Raw genomic sequence first — 18,577 nt, 5'->3', positions numbered from 1 at the left:
ATCCATCAGTATTAAAATTCTTAAATTATCAAAATGACCAGGAGTACACCCATCAGGCCCCCCGGTCAATGATATCAATAGTTGGCATTCTGTCTCAGGGAAGAAGAGCCACTTTGCGTGCTCAGATCGATCTGACGCTGGGGAATCGGGAAATATTCATTTTTCCCGGCAATAAAGCTTCCTCCACGGACATCGGTGGTGACCGTTCCCTCGTATTGGAAGAAGGCAGTTAAGGCAGTTTGGGCAATTCCCCAGCGCACCAGGTCAAAGAAACGATGACCTTCCATGGCCAGTTCAATTTTACGCTCGAAGTAAATTGCCTTTAAGGCCCCATCCTTCCCCATTCCGGCAAAGGCACCTGCCGGATACACTGCTATCTTGTAATTGGCCGCCGGCGTGGTTGAAAAGCCCGCCAAAGGGTTTTTATCATTCACATATTTGTAAAGTGTGCTTGCAGGGTCTGCCGCCCGGGCCCTGACCAGGTTCACGTAGGTCTGCGCCTGAGCGAGATTATTCAGCTGCGCTTCGACTTCCGCTGCCATCAGCAGCACATCCGCATAACGGATCACATTCACATTGATGGCAGTCCCCGGTGCCCATGCACTCTGATCGGAATAGATATCCTGCGTAGCCTGCCAGTAGATATTCTTTTTAGGAGAATAAGGTCCGGCGTAAGATTGTCCCGGGCTGCGGATCCAGGATGCCCCCGGATGAAAACCCCAGTCATGATAGGGCAAGCCGCGGCGACCGACAGTCCAGTCAAGGCGCGGGTCCAGATTTCCCGCGTCAGGGGTAAAAGCCTGACTGGAAGCGATTCCCTGATCACTTTTCACAACGTGTGTATTATAGTCATCCACATAAGGCAAACCGGTTTGGGAATTGGTGCGGTAAGAATTCACCAGGTCCTGGGAGGGCTGGAAAAATCCGCAGCATCTGAATGGGCTATCCCCATACGGGAAATTAAGCATACCGCCCTGATTGGCATTGGCAATATTGTTGGTACCGTCGTTGGCGGCCATCTGGATCGCAAACACGGATTCGGAACTGTTATCTGTCGCAGCGTCAAAGTTGTCTTCGAATCTTCTGGTCAATGCATATTTCGCCCCTGAACTGGTAACTCCCTGCGCAATGACTGCATCAAAAACTGTTTTGGCCTCAGCGTATTTCTTTTGATATAGTAAGGTTTTTGCGAGATAGCTCCCTGCTGCCCATTTGTTAACCTTGCCCACCTCTGGCTGCGTGACGGGAAGGTTCGCATAGGCATATTCAAAATCCGCCTGAATGTTGGGCCAGATATCGACTGTATTAACTACTTTGGGCGCATCGGCCGTCTTGATGGTTTCATCAATCCAGGGCACATTATTGAATATTTTTTTCAGCTCAAAATAATAATGTCCGCGCAAAAAGCGGGCTTGACCGTTCAGACTAGCGCGATCGGCGTCAGAAATTTCCGGTACCAGGGCCAAAACCCTGATCACGGTATTGGCCCTGTTAATCCCTTCATAAACAGTTCTCCATTTGCTATTGAAATAACTGTTGCTCGGGTCGGCCGAAAACTTGGCGATCGCATCAATTGCAGGCTGATCACTTCCATCACTTCCTTTGTGTGCGTCGCCACCGGCTATGCTGCCAAAAGTCCAATTGTCCGGAGCGGCTTCCCATGCATTGGATCCGCTCAGGTTTTGTGCGCCGCCATTGACGAATTGCTGACCATCCAAGGCCGCATAAGCGCCCACCAATAATGCGTCTACTCCGGCACGGTTATAGGTCTGCTCTTCACTTAATGCACCTTGCGCGCCAATATCCAGTAAGCTATCGCTGCAAGAATCCAGTATAACAGCTGTCAAAAACAGCGACAAAGCCAATATATATTTTTTGAATTTCATTTCTTTCAAGATTTAGAATGTCAAATTAAGTCCCAACAAAAACTGGCGTTGATTAGGATAAACACCTTCGTCGATCCCAAACGATGTGGTAGTTGCGAATGACTGGTTGGAACTGCCTCCCGAAGTGTTATTGGTATTAGAAGTTGTCCCGATTTCAGGGTCCAGGCCTGAGTATTTAGTGATTGTAAACAAATTCGCCGCCTGAACGTAAAGCCTTAGTTTTTCTATTTTTATCTTTTTCAACATTCCCGACGGAAAGGTGTAGCCGATCTGGGCGTTTTTTGCGCGCAGGTATGAGCCTTTTTCTACGAAGTAAGAGTTGGGCACATTGGATGTACTGAATGAACCAACCGTTTCCTGAATCGGCGCTGAGGCGTTTGGGTTATCGGGAGTCCAGGAATCGTACAGGGCCGTATGGCTTTTGGCACCCTGGAAATTGGAATTAAAATCAGTCCACCATTTCACATTGTTCCAGATATCATTGCCTTGTGAACCATACAGGAATATGCTCGCATCGAAACCTTTGTAATTGGCGCCCAGATTGATCCCGTAACTGAACTTGGGATTAGGATTGCCCAGGTAAGTCCTGTCCTCGGGGGTGATCACCCCATCTCCGTTTGTATCCGCATAACGGAACCTGCCCACGGCCACATCCGCCTGATAATTAGCGGTTGAATTCCCCGTAGCCTGCCTGGCCTGGGCATTAGCCGTATTTATTTCCTCCTGGGAATCCCAGAACCCGTCGGTCTTGTATCCGAAGAACTGGCCGATTGAATGCCCCACGGAATTGCGGACAATAAAGCTCCCATTAAACCTGCGTCCTTCCTGGTCAAAATAATCGACGCCATCAGTCAGCGAAATGATCTTGTTGTTATAGGTCGTAAAGGTAACCGTGGCATTTAGTTTCAGATCATTGCTTACATCGACATTGGTAGAAGCCGAAAGGTCAATGCCCTGGTTTCTCATGCGGGCAATGTTGACAAACGGGACGGTTCCCAAACCTGCTGATGCGGCCAGCTCGGGGTTATAGAGCAGGTCGCGGATCTCCTTGCGGTAGTAATCAACTGTCAGGTCCAGTTTACCTCTGAAAAGCGATGCGTCTATACCGACATTGCTGTTGATGTTCCTCTCCCATTTGGCATCAGGATTACCAATTCTGGTCCTTTGAAGCCCCATGATGGTTCCCTGATTGGAGCCGGCAATGTCGTAAAACGAAGATGTACGGTCTTGCCCATACGTTGTGTAGGCGTTGGCCGCGTCCACATTCAGCTGGTTTCCCATCACACCGTATCCCCCACGGAATTTCAAATCGTTAATCCAGGATATATTTTCCATAAATTTCTCTTTGGAAACCCGCCATCCCGCGCTCACAGCCGGGAACCATCCATACCGGTATGTTTTAAACCGCGAGGAACCGTCGCGGCGGATTGTCGCCCCGATCAGGTATTTGTCCATCAGGGCATAGTCAACCCTTCCTATCAGAGAAGCGAGTCCATCCTTAAACCTTGCGCTGTAATTGGTGGGCGTTCCCGAACCTGTTGTAAGGGTGGTAAAATTCGGATCAAAATTAAAATAGCCAGTGGTAGTACCTCCTAACACGCTTCCACGGTTCTTATAATTTTCAATACCTACCAGCACTTTTACACTGTGAATGTCAGAAAAAGTATGCTCGTAATTAAGGGTATTACTCCAAGTCCAGTTAAATCCGCTGAATGCATTTTCCGTATAAGAGTTGACAGTCAGGTTTTCCTGATTTTCGTATTCAGGATACGCAAATGAGCGGTAGGCGGCCGAGTATAACTCTCCGCCGAAACTGGATCGTAATGTGAGGTCTTTGAGAAGATCCATTTCAGCATACACATTTCCAAAAAGCCTGTTGCTCTGTCCGCTGTTGTTGCGTGTCCTGTCTTGGATTGCCACTGGGTTCTTGGCATTTCCCAGTCCCTGTCCATATCCGCCTCCATAATTTCCCATAATATCATAGACCGGAATGATCGGCTGCTGGCGGAAGGACATCCCGATGGCACTACCCTCAGTGGATGAATTGACACGTGGGTTGTCGGATACAGAAAAAGCTAAATTTTCCCCGATACGGATACGTTCATTGACATTAAACTGGCTGTTTGACCGGATCGTGTAGCGTTTCAGATAGGTGTTCATCAGCGTACCCTGCTGGTTGAAGTAGTTGAACGAGATCAGGTAGTTGCCCTGATTGCCCCCACCGCTCACGGCCAGGTTATGACTTTGTATCGAGGCAGGCTTGAAGACTTCGTGAAACCAGTCGGTACCGCTTTTATTGGCACGAACAATCCTGTAAAAGCTGTTGTACGCATCGGTGTTGGTATAATTTGGATTGACATTGTATAGGGATGGGTCCACTGACGCGTCACCTTCCTTGGCCCCCTGCGGAGCAATGTAGTCTGGCAGAACAGGCACCTGCCCGCTTCCATATAGCGGATCGGCTATGGCCTCATTGGGATTGACATTACGAAGCGCATTGAATTTCAATTGCGCCGTTTCCTGCGGGTTGAGCAGGTTCCACACATTGCCGCCTTGCGGGCGCTGGGTCCCAACATAGGCATCGTACTGGATTTTTATTTTCCCGCTGCCGCGTTTGGTCGTAATAATAATAACCCCATTGGCAGCACGTGAACCATATATAGAAGCCGAACCTGCGTCTTTCAAGACCTGCATGGTGGCCACATCATTGGGGTTGATATCATTAATATTCTGCGTAGGCACTCCGTCCACTACATACAAAGGAGCGTTGTTCCCAAATGTGTTGATACCACGAATACGAATCTGTGGTGCCTCGCCCGGCTGTCCCGAACCTAACACCGTTACCCCTGATGCACGCCCCTGCAGCTGGCTTGTGATCTGAGAAGTGGGCTGCTGCTGTAATTCCGAAACATTTACAATGGCCACAGCACCGGTAAGGTCCTTTTTCTTGGCAGTCCCATAACCTACAACCACCACCTCGTTGAGCGCTTTGGTATCCGATTCCAGTGTAACATCCACAACTGTTTTACTTCCAACAGCTACCTCTTTGGAAGCCGAGCCAACAAAAGAAAAAACAAGTGTCGCCTCCATTTCGTCTGGAATTACCAGCGAATATTTCCCTTCGGTATCCGTGGTGGTGCCCCTTTGAGTGCCTTTCAGCACCACACTGACACCGGGTAGCAATTCTTTATTATCACCTGTTACCGTACCGGTAATGGTACGGTCAATGGAGGCAGATTTCCCTTTGTAGGTCCCATTCAAATTCACCTCCGGGCCGTTTGCTTCCGGTACAATGGGCTCATCCTGTTGAATCCGACTGATGATAATAAGCTCATCAGATACCCGGTATTTCAAATTCAATGGCGGCAAGGTTTCATCGAGTACTTTGAAAACAGGTTGCTGTTCAACCTTGACTGTCACTTTACGGTGAGCCTGGATAACCTTTGCACTGTATACAAATTTCGCGTTGGTCAACTTTTCAATTTTGTGCAGCAAGTCCCCAATCTCCACATTTTGAACATTTAAGCTAATCTTTTTGGCCAGTAAGGTTTGGGCGTTGCCCTCCCTGGCCCAGGATGTGCCCATTAAGCAGGCAGCGATTACGAATTGAAACAGCGAGATACGCATGAACCGTAACAGTAATTGATAATTGTACCCTTTTTTCATACATTTGATACGTTTTATTAAGCTTGGATTTGGTAAAACAATCCCCTTCATCCTATTTCGAAAAAGGATGTACGTTGAGCTAGAAGGCAACTAGGGGTTTAACTTTGAGGGTCGGAAATGTTGGTAGCATTGTCCGGCTCTTTTTTTGTATTCTCTGATACTACATGCTCCTACATAAGTTATACAAGTGGGTTAAAAGGGGTTATTAATTTTTACAACCTTTACTATACACGACGATCTGTCCATCAATGGTCTCGTAGCGTGCCTCTATCACTTCACAAATAATATCCAGCTTTTCAAAAAGAGACTGACGGGTCAGTAGCGCAGTAAGCGGGCATCCGGACAGCAGGTCCCTATCATAAATAATGTCGATCTGATAGGCATTTTTCAGCTCGTCGAGCACCAGAGAAGCCGGCGCATTAACAAAATCAAATGTTTTGGGACTACTCTCAGAAGCAACTATCTCCGGCGTGTCGCGGATTGTTTTGACCATGTCCGAGTTTTGGTGTTCAAAGACGATTTTCTGATTTGCCGTCAAGACCAGTCCCTTAGATTTCAAAGTATTCTGACCTTTGCCGTCAGCGAAATCCACTTGTCTGAACACTGAAACTTTTCCTTCCTTTACTTCAACAGTCGTATTTTGGGAAGCATCACGCGCCTTTACTGTAAAACTTGTCCCTAAAACTTTCGTTACCAAATCATTGGCATACACTAAGAAAGGACGGTTATGATCTTTTGCAATTTCAAAGGAAGCCTCCCCTGAAAGGTACACTTCACGCTTATCGGCTAAAAATCGCGAGGGGTAGCTTACGCGCGATTTGGGCTGCAGCACGATTTTACTCCCGTCGGCAAGCATCAGGGTCTTACTTGCATCAGAATCATTTTCTTCTTCGACCAGAGCTTTGCCTTCGGTCAGCACCTCATAATTACTTTTTGGCTTTTGAACATTCATAAACAACCACCCCAGACCAAGCACCAAAATAACCGATGCGGCTGCCCAAAACAGCGATGTTTTTTTGAAAACGTAATTACCCAAAGATTGATTGAGCGCAACTGTATTGATAACAGGATCGCCAGCTTTGGTCATCCTGACTTTGCTGAGCAACTCCTGAATTTCAATATCTATATCCGCATCATTGATGTCTGTACTGTAATGGCGATACACGCTGGTAAGCAATGCTTTCGCCTGTAATATGTCGTTTTCCTGTGCAGGATTGCTTTCAACATACGACTGCCAGAAAGCGGAGTCAGAGAGACGCGCATAGCGAACCCATTTCTGAAAGTTGGCATCCAACACAAAATCCTCCAGACTATATTCTTTGTATTGATTCATGTTATTATTGGCTTCTATATATACATAGGCAGCCGCCAACATGAAATAATCAAAAATTTTCACTTTTTTCTTAAAAACTTCAAATAGTACCTTTTCCGGCTATTTAAAGTTATAGTCTGCTGCGAAGTTCCTGAATGGTCCGGTAGAGCAGGTTGGCAACGGCTTGCCGGGAGATAGACATGAGCTGGGCAATAGACTCATTATCCAGATTTTCGAAAAAACGCAGATATATGATTTCCTGCTGGCGCTTGGTCAGCAATGTGAGCTGCTGGTTGAGTAGCAGCAGCGTTTGCTCATTGGTCTCAATGTCAATAATCTGCTGCTCAATCGAGATTTCACTCACATTTTCAGCTTCAAAGTTCAGATCATCTTCATCGGTCATCCAATTTTGTTTGAGGCTCTCGCGGTGAATTTTACGTCGAAGCGATTTCAAGAGATAAAATTTCACAAAAACGGTATCTCCTATGGTTTCCCGCTTTGTCCACAATTCTAAAAATAAATCCTGAATGCAATCCTTCACAAATTCCAGATCCTTCGAAAATTTGATCCCGTAGCTGAACAGGCTCCTGTAATGATACCGGGCAATCTGCCCGAAAGCCAGATCGTCGCCTGCACGAAAAGCTTTCCAAAGCTCAGTATCGTCCGGTTTTGGGTCAGAGAAAGAAGGCATTTAGGTTTGGGAGCACGAGGAAAATGACAATAGAGGATACAATCCTACGATTTTTTATAAAATATTGCAAAGCTGACTGCTGGCTCCTGCCCTACGTGGTTCAACTCCTCGAACGGATTGGAGGATATCTGAGACTGTCTGAAACCCAATTTTTTGTCAAAGCACTATTGGTCTCACAGCTCATCACGTTCAAGTCTGATCCGTCTTGGGGCCGTGGGAGCTTCGGGGGGAGTGTAATAGTAGTCAGCAATTTTGGTGCCGCTATAAAATAGAATGGCATTCTTAAAAATCTCCGGATGCCCGAAAATGGGTTCCAGGTTGACGTAAAATGATGCTTTTGTGGGCGTTCCCTGCCGAACCGAAAGAACATTCCGATAAACTATCGAAGAGGGTATAAAAACATTTTTTGGAAGGGCCGCTTTGGATGGCGTTGAGACGATTTGGACCGTTACAGTACTATCTGTTTCTGAAACGATCTTGACCGACATACTGTGATCAGCAATAGGATATGCGACAGGTCCGGAGGAGCCGTCATCATAGACTGTGGCGCGGTAGTTACCAACAATCGTATAAATTGGACTTGCCTCTTTGTCTTTACAAGCTACGCAGGTCAAAAGCATTAATGCAACAATAATGATCCTCATATACAAGCTATTAAATTGCAACAGACAACCAAGATATGTATTATTATTTATACTTTTAATTACAAAAGGTGTTAAAATCGGTTTTTGAACACCTTTTGCAACTCACCTAAGCAAAAGAATACTATTGGCCTCTCCTACGGATTTCAGAGCCGTTTTTTAGAAAATGGATTTGTTGATTTTTCGATGGTCTATTGGATCTAATACCCATCACCGTTTTATATTGGCAGGCTGCATAGCTCAAACAGATTTGGCACCGAGAACATCGTTGCAGCTTACAGGTATACCAATGCAGGGTATGGCCTTAGCACTTTACCGATCGGTGGGACATACATACACCCAATTGGGACAATTCTCCACCTCATTGCTGATGAATTGTGGTGTCGTGCTATTAGAAACTTCACCCCATCTCACTATGAAAACACTATTTTACCTCATCGCATTTATCCTTTTTAGCTCCAATGCTTTTGCTCAAAACGAATTTATTACCCGCTGGAACCTGGCCACTCCCGGATCAGGAGCTACGCAGCTCTATTTCTTGATCAACTCCACCGGTCCGGTAAATTATTCCTGGCAGGAGGTCTCACCGGGTTCGGCGTCAGGTTCAGGAACATTTCCGGGCGTTATCTCCATCATCTCCGGCTTGCCCGTAGGAGCTATCGTCGATGTCAGGATCGGCCCGACCAATGTAAGCAATGTGATTCTTAATATCGGCGGTGATGCCGAGCGACTGATCGATGTCCGGCAATGGGGAACGACGGCCTGGACCACTATGCTTACGGCTTTCCTGGGCTGCACCAATCTGCAAATCAGCGCCACCGATGTGCCCGACCTGAGTCTGGTCAACAATATGAACCGTATGTTTTCCAAATGCAAGGTTTTGAACGGTCCGGCCAATATCGGGTCATGGAACACTTCCAATGTGTTCTTTATGTCCTCCATCTTTCAAGAGGCCACCGCATTTAATCAGCCCGTCGGCACTTGGAATACGGGAAACGTAGTCGATATGAGCGGTATGTTTCTCCAGGCACCAGCATTTAACCAGCCCGTCGGTAACTGGAACACCGCCAATGTAACAAGCATGAATGCCATGTTTACGGATGCCAGCGCTTTCAACCAGCCTATCGGTGGTTGGAACACAGCCAAAGTGACCAATATGAGAGCCATGTTTTCCAACGCACCAGCCTTTAACCAGCCCATTGGCACATGGAATACCGCTATCGTCACGGATATGTCCTCTATGTTTCTCGGTGCTTCGACCTTCAACCAGAATATCAGCACCTGGAATACCTCCCAAGTAACCGATATGAGTTTTATGTTCCGGGATTGCCCGGTCTTCAATCAAAATATCAGCACATGGAATACCGGCAAGGTAACCAATATGATGGCTATGTTTCAAAATGCTACCGTTTTCAACCAGCCTATCGGAACATGGAACATGGCTAATGCGACCAACGTAAGTAATATGATGGCTAACGCATTGGCATTTAATCAGCCGCTGGGTACATGGAACACGGCTAATGTGACGGATATGAGCTCCATGATGGCTGGCGCTTCGGCTTTTAACCAGTCCGTCGACACCTGGAATACCGCCAAAGTGACCAGCATGAAAAGTATGTTTCAAAACGCTGCTGTATTCAACCAACCTCTCGCCAACTGGAATACTGCCAACGTTACTGATATGAATTCCATGTTTTTGAGCGCGCCAGTCTTTAACCAACCTGTTGGTGCGTGGAATACCGCGAAGGTGACCAATATGTTCAGTATGTTTCAGGGTGCTACTAAGTTTAATCAACCCATCGGCGGATGGAATGTGACGGCTGTGACGAATATGGGCAGCATGTTTTTCAGTGCCCAGGCTTTCAACAACTCCATTGGCAGCTGGACTTTCAATGCAGGTGTCAACCTAGGCAATATGCTCAATGACAGCGGCCTGGATTGCCCAAATTACAGCTCCTCGCTGATCGGATGGAGCAACAACCTGCTTACGCCCGGCAATCTCGATCTTGGTGCATTTCAACGACCTTATGGCACCAATGCAGTAGCGGCCCGTTCCAATCTGATTTCCAAAGGTTGGAGCATCTTTGGGGACCAGGCATCGGGAACAGATTGCACCGCGCTGCCCGTCAGGCTCATCAGTTTCACAGGCCAACGGCAAGGCAGCACCGTTTTACTGACCTGGAAAACGGCCGGCGAGGAAAACAATGCGGGTTTTGAAATCGAAAAAAGCACGGATGCCCAAACATTCGAAAAAATCGGTTTTGTCGATGGCAGCGGAGACGCCATAGGCGTCAGGAAATACGATTTTACAGACCTGAACCCATTGGCGGAAAATTACTACCGGTTGAAACAGATCGACCGCGCGGCGGACCGCTTTGATGGCAGATTCGAATACTCCCGGATATTGACGGTAAAAGGTGCTATTTCCACATTGAGTATTTATCCAAATCCTGCTCAAAATGAGTTATTTGTGAGAAATCAGGGGAAGAATGGCCAGGTATCGATCTCTAATATGGAAGGGAGATTGCTGCTCAAAAGGGAAATCGGTCCCGGAAAACCGATCGATCTTAAGAACCTTCCTTCAGGGCTCTTTTTAGTCAAGATCGGGACTGAAACCAAAAAGCTTGTGATCCGAAAATAGCGCCATTCAATGTAGGAGGACAGTGTAACAGCCGGACTTACCTGAAAGCGGCGGGCATCGTACACCATCACGACGGAGCGCTCATACATAAGTATGATGGAGCATAGTCTCATTTTCATACTAAAGTATGAGCGGAGTTTTGTTGATCGTAGTTAGTTTTGGCCCAGTCATACTTTTAGTCATATAGGTATCCAGTACACCGGAAAGGACATCAAAACAACCACTCAAAAGCAGATCGACATGGAAAATCAAATCACAACATTTCTGACATTCCAGGAAAACAATGCTGAGCAAGCTATGAATTTCTACATAGGCTTATTTGATAACTCCAAAATCATAGACCTGCACCGTTACAGCAGCAGCGGACCGGGGAAAGAAGGGACCATCATGGTAGCCAAATTCGAGCTGAACGGAAAGCAATTCATTTGCAGCGACAGTTTCGTAAAACATGCCTGGACTTTCTCCCCGGCCATTTCAATGTACGTGGAGTGCAAAACACAAGAAGAGCTCGAAAGGCTGTTTAATAATCTCTCTGAAAATGGAGAGGTATATATGCCATTGGATAACTACGGGTTCAGTCAGAAATTCGGCTGGGTTGGAGATAAATTCGGTGTCACGTGGCAATTAAATCTTCAATAAAGCATGTCAACGAATGTTTCGTCTGATCCTGCTTAGCGAGGACTGCGTGATTCCCAGGTAGGAAGCCAGGTAAGAAAGTGGGACACGGTTTGCAAGAGTGGGAAATTTTTCAAGAAATGAAAGGTAGCGCTCTTTCGCATCTTCTGTCATCATCGGGCTGATTTTATTGACCTTGTCGGCCAAACCTTTGGCCGTTATCTTGGCAATGATGTTGTCCCATTCGATGATGGTCATCGACAAGTCTCTCATTGCGCTTTTGGACAGCACAAAATAGGAGCAGTCGGTAACAGCCTGGACATATTCAGTAGATGGAATCTCCTGATTGTAGCTGATTATGTCTGCCAGGAAGTGATTTTCATCCATGAAATATTTCGTAATTTCATCGCCTTTGTTATTGTAATAACAAATTCTCATAATGCCCTCGGTTATAAAAATAATCTCGCGGGGGATTTTTCCAGCTTCGTGAAAATATTCATCCTTTTTGATTTGCGTCAAAACAACTTTGCTTTTGATTAAATCAATTTGGGTTGTGTTTAAATTGCCGAACTGCAATAAGTAGTTAATGAGTGCTTCCATCGTTGACCATTCCAGGGGGTTATTTCATTTGGCTCATTACCATTTTGTCAAACTGTTTGTCGGAGAGAATTTTCCTCAAAAACAGCATCAGCTTTGCGCCCGCCGCGCCTGCGTATCTGGTTTTCGGATTCTTTGCCTCTATTGCTTCTTGGATGAGCCTGGCAATCACAATCGGTTCGGCAGCATCCTTTGCTATTTTGGCATACATCTGGCTTACCCCTTTGGCCAACGAACCGTAGGCCGTGTTTCCCGAAACTTTCATCATGTATTTTGAACCAAGTCCAGTCATCTCGGATTTTGTGCCACCCGGCTCAATAACAATGACGTCAATCCCGAAAGACTTCACTTCTTTACGAAGTGCATCACTCAAACCTTCAATGGCGAATTTACTGGCATGATACCACCCGCCCAGCGGCAAAGTGACCTTACCTCCCACCGACGAGATATTGACAATTTTTCCAAAGTTGTTTTTTCGCATCGTGGGCAAAACCAATTGTATCAGGCGCGCGACACCGAAAACGTTAACCTCCAACTGGTATTTTGCGTCGGATATGGGCATATCTTCCAGCGCGCCATAATAGCCTGACCCCGCATTGTTAACCAGGATCTCAATGCCGCCTGCTTCCTTTGAAATATGCGCAACACATGCGACAAGACTTTCTTCACTGGTGACGTCCAAAGAAACCGGTTTTATCCCGTATTGATTCAAATCCTGCATTTTTTCAATCCTGCGCGCCGCGCCATAGACGTTATAACCATGCTGTGCCAAATAGATTGCCGTTGCCTTTCCAATTCCCGCCGAAGCACCTGTTACCAAGACTGTCTTTTTCATTTTTTACATTTTTTTATATTAGACAGCTCAAAGGTGCTCCAATCAAAAACAGAATTATTTGTCATTTGGCAAAAAGCATATCACGTCCAGTATTTTATCAAGACCCCCTCAATACCCTCGATTGGGTCGGTAACTGGTATGGGGACGCCTTTAATCCGGGGCAGCGCGGCCCTGCGTTCCGCTTCGGTTCCTGTCAGCAGGTCCCAGGACGCGCCATCAGGGTAGCCGCCGACAATTTCATAATCGCCTTGCCCCGGCAAAGAGCAATGACCTACACCAGCCGGTAACACAATCATATCTCCTGCCACGACCGTTAAAGTGACTCCCGAACTGCCCCCGATCTGCAAGCGGACTGCGCCCTGCCCTACGCCTAGTACTTCGTGTGTCGTGCTATGAAAATGGTGATATGAAAGGATGGTATCACGCCAATTATTCGTCCATCGATTCGCAATGAAGGTGGCTTCAAACCAATCCGACTTATCCTCGGCCGTGCAAACCTGTCGGTACACCAACACCGGCAGCTCACTGTTGGGAATGACCCCATCGTCACCAAACTGATATTTTTCAATTTCAAATTTCATTGATCTGATCATAAGTGATTCAAGTGGTTGGGATTGAATGCTTTTTGAATAAAGACCAAAATACCCAATATTTATGCCATCCAAAAGGCACAATCACATGATGCACTTGAAATTACGGCAACACATTGAAAAGCTGGTGGCATTAACGGACGATGAGCTTGCATTCATTGAGCAGCATTTCAATTGCCAGGTTTGCACTCGAAATCAAACAAGCTTAAAAAAAAATGAATCATCAATCCCAGAAAATGGCAGGATGAACGCTCCTACAATTAGGGTTCAGGTGAACGCACGGATTTCTAAAAGCTCAACGTGGACATCCCCTGCAATTCATAAGGATGTCCACGTTGAGCTTTCCATATAGAAAAATATGGGTCGCCTCCAAGCGTGAGTTGGGAATCCATAAGTTGACCTCCTCAGATTTGGGTTCCGAGGAGGTTTTCAATGCTTGTTTCAATTTGCTTTTACCTTTTAATTACTGTTGCTCCAAAACCGCTGCCCACAGGTTTTGCGATCATTATTCGATAGACTCCCACGGGTAGTCGGCTCGTGTCGATATGCACACTACCCTCGTTTGGGAGATACTGTTTGTCTTCCAGTACAAGTCGCCCATTAACACTAAATACCTGATAATGTACGCGCGCAACGCTGGCATCGGGCAGCTCAACTGTAATATGGTCAGCTGCTGGGTTCGGATAAGCATTCAGCGGGCGCAATGTCCGGTTATCAATGGCAATAATCCGGCTGAAATCCGTTGTGCCGTCTATATCCACTTGTCGTAGCCGGTAGTAGGCCATGCGTCCGCGGGCCTGGGTATCAATGAATTGATAGTCACTTTCCAGTGCAGTTGTACCTTTCCCTTTAAGCTGGGCGATAGCCTGAAAATTCGAAGGCATATTGAAAGCCCGTTCCACAATGAAGTGATCGTTGTTGAGCTCCTCGGCTGTCCGCCAGGTCAGGTAATTACCCTCGGTATCTGCTTTTCCTTCAAAGGATATCAGGCGGACCGGCAGGGAATTGGCGTCAGCCAGTGTGGCCATCTGCTGTTCTGACAATGCGAAGTTATAGATCCTGAAATCTTCCAGCGCCTGGTTGCCATAAGGGTCATTGGACCATTGCGAGCGGCCCAGGTAATTTTGGGTGGTCACGCCCAGATCCGAGGGTTTTACGGTGGCCTGTTGGTCGGTGAAAATCAATTTTCCGTTTACAAAAAACCTGAACGTTTTATCCTGCTGGGTAATGGCCAGATGCACCCACTCATTAGCTGGAATGGTGTACGGAATAAACAACGCATAGTCGCCTGACGCATGCCTGATCTGGTACCACACATTGGAGCCGACCTTTGGAGCAAAAGCCATATAAGTATCCGTGCCGGAACCGAAATCGAAAAGGCGGGCATTGTCACCTAAATTTTCCGGCAGCTTCACCCACGCAGCCAGTGAGAAATCGGACAGCGTACTCACAACGCCCGGATCAAGTTGTAGATAGGACCTATCGGTTTCAGAAAGCATGAGAGCACTTTGGTCGGATTCCACTGTCCTGTTTGAGACGGTTCTATTGGAAGGGACATTGATACCTGCCGACCACGTGGCTCCATTTTTCAACTGGGCGTGAAAGGCTCCCCAATCATCGTAGGCAATGCTTCCGCTATTCTCATCGAAGGATAGATGAAGATGTTGCCCCTTTACCGGAGTGCCTGAAAGAATGGCTGATTCGGGACTGGTACCCAGGTCGTTGTGGGCTACCAACTTGTAATGATAAGTTTGTCCATTTGTGGTAGCAGTATCTTCATATCTTGCAAAAGACAGATTTTCAGCCACACTTGTATAAGTGCCATTCTGAGCCTCAGCACGAAAGACATCATAGCTTGTACCAAAGGAAGAATCCCAGGTCAGTATAATTTTCGCATCACCGGAAGCAACGTGCAGGTTTTCTATTTCAGTCGGTGCAACCAGTAAACTTTCAAATGACTTCACATTTTCCCCCGTCAGCAAAAACCAGCGTTGAGATTTGGCAGCGTCAGTAAAACTAAAAGCTACGGCACTTGTAGAACCATCGGCATTCGCTCCCAACGTGGGCGGGGTCATGTTAGGCTGCGGGCTCACAATCCAGTAAGCTTTTGCGCTGAAAGATTTTTCTCCTTCACCGATCATTGTATTGTAACGGGCCCCCATCAGCTGGAATGACTGGGTTGTGGCCAAGTTTGAGGCAGTTAACCCCATGTCATTGTCGCCCTGGTAGGTGAACAGTTTTCCCGTAGCCGCATTTCGGATCTGATAGTAGCCGGTTGCCGGAATGAACTGCACATACCAGGCTGCATGGCTCTCTTTGAGCACATCCGTAGCCGATATTACTTTATTTGCAAGTTGCCCTGATTCATTTTCAACCAGGAAAGAGGTATTGAATCCCAACTTTTCATCTTCGATTTTGATATAATATTTCGAAGTATCACTATCAAATGTGTATGCCGGGGTAGCAAACCCGCCTGTTGGCGGTAAACCGTCTTCGCCCAGCGCCTGGACTATGAGCGCATTGGCCGTGTACAAAAACGCACTGTTATTATCCTCATGCGCTCCGTTGATTCCGTACGGCCACATATGAACGGCATCACCAGTCATGAATGCAGCAGGGTCGTTATCTAAAAATTGTACTACTTTGTTTGCGCGTTCGCCTAACCATTTTCCTCTTGTCCCCTCGGCCCTTAGCGGAGAGTTTGGACCATACCAAATCCAGTGCTGCCCAACCCCTATCGTATGCGCTATCTCATGAAGTGCCGTTCCGGTTCTCTGATAACTTGCACTAGCTCCAAACTGCATATATCCGCCATAACTTGCCTCTGCGGTAGGCGTGCCTGCATTATAGTTTACCGATAAATGGTGACCTGAAATACTGGTCAGATTATTATAGTAGTCAACGGCGGACTGCATGGCGCTTGCAATGCGGGGATAATGTTCTCCACTTTCTGTTACGCTGGATTGTAACTGATACGTAACATTTCCTTTGGGAATGGTGGTCACTTTTACTACCTCGCCGTAGCCCACCACATAATTAGGACCTATGGCATAGGCCCGCAAGTAGTACACCGTCGCAGGCTGTAAGTTCTCAATGCGGTAAATAAAGCCGTTATTCGAGAAATAGCTCGTCGTTTTATTGTCAAAAATAGTAGGCTGGGGACTCGTACTCCAGCAAAAACCGTGTTCGCGGATCCTGCTGGCCTCAACTCCGGATATGGTACTGCGGCCAAACGCCATGGTTGCCCCACGGGCCATGCGAGCGTCGGTCACTACCACCGGTGCGGGACCCGTTGCATTGGCAACCCGGAAAGCTAAAATTGCCGCATATACTTCATCGGGCGCTTTCTGCACATCTGCCAGGGCAGCATCAAGATGATCGACCAGGGCTTTATTTTCGTCGATAACTGCAAGTAGGTTGCCCGCTCCATTACCACTGCCGTCACCATATGCGGCCACAGCAGAGTCAACGGCAGTTTGTAATTTGCTGTAAGCCTCGATCGATATCCAGGCTGCACTTAATGTATTCTGCAATGCTACAATCCGATCCGGCCATTCATTCTCAGCATTGTTAACAAGGCTTTGGTTACCGGAATCAACGGCGTTTTGAAGCGGTGTCCGATGGGCATTCTGCATCTTTTCGTTTAACACAATCGTAGCAGAATCAACCAGGGCCTGAAGCTTTTCTTTGATGGCGTCCGTGGCGGCACCCTGGTAATACAATCTGAAATTATCACAGGCCGCCCAGTTACCCTGGGAGTTTTCCGTTTTAAACCCGATGGTTGCGGTATTGTCTACGACCAGAAAGTCAACGGCATATTCGCTTTTTTCTTTCACCTCTGTTTGTGCATCATTGGCAAACACGAAGCCGCCGGGTTGTCCGCTCAATGGATTCTGCGCGATATGCTGGGCACCGATCTTTAATGCGTATTTCCCGTTTGGCAGGTCAACGATTTTCTGGGACACGCTTACATTGGGGAGAGGCGGGCTGCCTACCCATTTTTCCACATAAATGCTGCCTGCTTTTTGTGGGTTAAAATCTGCATTGCTCTGGGTAGCCAGGCCACTATTTATCCATCCTGTAAAAGACGATTCAAAGCTTGGGTTCACAATATGCTGCGTCATTTCAAGAGGCGATGCGACTGATGCATTAGCAAGCCGGAAGGCCAGAATCGCCGCATAGATTTCTTCGGCACCATTATGAAGGTCTTCGAGCGCTGCATCAAGATGATTGACCAGTACCTTATTTCTGTCGATGACTTCCAGCAAGGTAGCTGCTCCCGTACCGCTTCCGTCGCCGTAAACAATATCAGCGGCATCAATTGCTTCCTGCAAACCAATGAAGGCATCGATGGACAAGCTGACAGTTCCGAGCACATTTTGCAGCTGAACAATCCGGTCGGCCAGTTCATCGCCGGCGGCGTTCTGAGATAGACTTTGCTGGGCGGAAGCAAGGGCGCTTTCCAGGGCAGTCCGGTCTGCATTCAGCATTTTCTTAGCTGAGACAATGGTGGCGGAATCAACCAAAACCTGCAATCTAACCCTCATGGAATCTGTGGCTACCCCTTTGTAATACAGCCTGAAATTATCGCAGGCAGCCCAGTTCGCTTTTGAATTTTCTGTTTTAAAGCCAATCCTCGCTGTGCCATCAACGACCAGAAAGTCAACCGCGTATTCTCCTTTTGCTCCAACTTCCTTCTTTGCATCATTGCCAAATACAAAACCACCGGGCTGGCCGCGCAGGGGATTTTGGGTGATATGCTGGGCACCTATCCACAGGGTATATTGCCCGTTGGCCAGCCCGGTTATTTTCTGGGATATGCTTACGTTAGGTAGCGGCGGGCTACCTACCCATTTCTCCACGTAGGTGTTACCCGCTTTTTGTGGATTAAAATCGGCATTGTTTTGGGTAGCCAGGCCGTCATTGGTCCAGCCGGTAAAAGCCGACTCAAAGCTTGGATTAACGATACGGTCCGTCACATCAACCGAATCAGCGTCTGCGGCAGCAGCAAGGATTTCTGCCGTGGTCTGATAGCCCGATAAGCTAAGAAGCAAGCTGAATAAAAATAGAAAAAAAAGTCTAGAGTTCGTCATTTGTGTATTG

General features: G+C 47.2%; 11 protein-coding genes. 2 read left to right on the top strand and 9 right to left on the bottom strand.

Features of this window, described 5'->3' with window-relative positions; genetic code table 11:
- Nucleotides 1-74: 74 nt before the first annotated feature.
- The 5 genes from ON006_RS03480 to ON006_RS03460 all read right to left on the bottom strand — a co-directional run bounded on the left by ON006_RS03480 (nt 75) and on the right by ON006_RS03460 (nt 8,199).
- Nucleotides 75-1,886 (bottom strand): RagB/SusD family nutrient uptake outer membrane protein, encoded by a 1,812-nt coding sequence (locus ON006_RS03480; RefSeq protein WP_244823919.1) that lies wholly within the window; start codon nt 1,884-1,886, stop codon nt 75-77.
- 12 nt (nt 1,887-1,898) lie between these two features.
- Nucleotides 1,899-5,552: a TonB-dependent receptor gene (locus ON006_RS03475; protein ID WP_244823918.1), complete on the bottom strand. Its 3,654-nt coding sequence runs from the start codon at nt 5,550-5,552 to the stop codon at nt 1,899-1,901.
- Nucleotides 5,553-5,757: 205 nt separating this feature from the next.
- Complete coding sequence (locus ON006_RS03470; protein ID WP_244823917.1) at nt 5,758-6,885, bottom strand: FecR family protein; 1,128 nt, start codon at nt 6,883-6,885, stop codon at nt 5,758-5,760.
- A 109-nt stretch (nt 6,886-6,994) separates the two neighbouring features.
- Nucleotides 6,995-7,555, bottom strand: a complete 561-nt coding sequence (locus ON006_RS03465; RefSeq protein WP_244823916.1) for an RNA polymerase sigma factor — start codon at nt 7,553-7,555, stop codon at nt 6,995-6,997.
- 173 nt (nt 7,556-7,728) lie between these two features.
- Entirely contained in the window at nt 7,729-8,199 is a 471-nt protein-coding gene (locus ON006_RS03460) for a hypothetical protein (protein WP_244823915.1), read from the bottom strand.
- 412 nt (nt 8,200-8,611) lie between these two features.
- On the opposite strand from ON006_RS03460, the gene ON006_RS03455 reads away from it, so the two are divergent.
- Together ON006_RS03455 and ON006_RS03450 are read left to right on the top strand one after the other, a co-directional pair.
- Complete coding sequence (locus tag ON006_RS03455; RefSeq protein ID WP_244823914.1) at nt 8,612-10,837, top strand: BspA family leucine-rich repeat surface protein; 2,226 nt, start codon at nt 8,612-8,614, stop codon at nt 10,835-10,837.
- 240 nt (nt 10,838-11,077) lie between these two features.
- A complete protein-coding gene (locus ON006_RS03450) occupies nt 11,078-11,476 on the top strand; it encodes a VOC family protein (protein WP_244823913.1) in 399 nt (132 codons plus the stop codon).
- Nucleotides 11,477-11,482: 6 nt separating this feature from the next.
- Here the strand turns inward: ON006_RS03450 and ON006_RS03445 are convergent, their stop codons facing one another.
- From ON006_RS03445 to ON006_RS03430, 4 genes are all read right to left on the bottom strand, one after another.
- Entirely contained in the window at nt 11,483-12,052 is a 570-nt protein-coding gene (locus ON006_RS03445; RefSeq protein WP_244823912.1) for a Crp/Fnr family transcriptional regulator, read from the bottom strand.
- 19 nt (nt 12,053-12,071) lie between these two features.
- Nucleotides 12,072-12,884 (bottom strand): oxidoreductase, encoded by an 813-nt coding sequence (locus tag ON006_RS03440; RefSeq protein WP_244823911.1) that lies wholly within the window; start codon nt 12,882-12,884, stop codon nt 12,072-12,074.
- A gap of 80 nt (nt 12,885-12,964) precedes the next feature.
- The gene (locus tag ON006_RS03435; RefSeq protein ID WP_244823910.1) at nt 12,965-13,477 is read right to left on the bottom strand and encodes a cupin; all 513 of its coding nucleotides are present in this window, start codon (nt 13,475-13,477) and stop codon (nt 12,965-12,967) included.
- Between the two features lie 449 nt (nt 13,478-13,926).
- Entirely contained in the window at nt 13,927-18,567 is a 4,641-nt protein-coding gene (locus ON006_RS03430) for a LamG-like jellyroll fold domain-containing protein (RefSeq protein ID WP_244823909.1), read from the bottom strand.
- Between the last annotated feature and the right edge of the window lie 10 nt (nt 18,568-18,577).

It is taken from the genome of Dyadobacter pollutisoli (genome assembly GCF_026625565.1).
Classification (GTDB): domain Bacteria; phylum Bacteroidota; class Bacteroidia; order Cytophagales; family Spirosomataceae; genus Dyadobacter; species Dyadobacter pollutisoli.
Note: the sequence above shows the minus strand (reverse complement) of the source record. Positions and strands in the feature narration are given on the sequence as shown.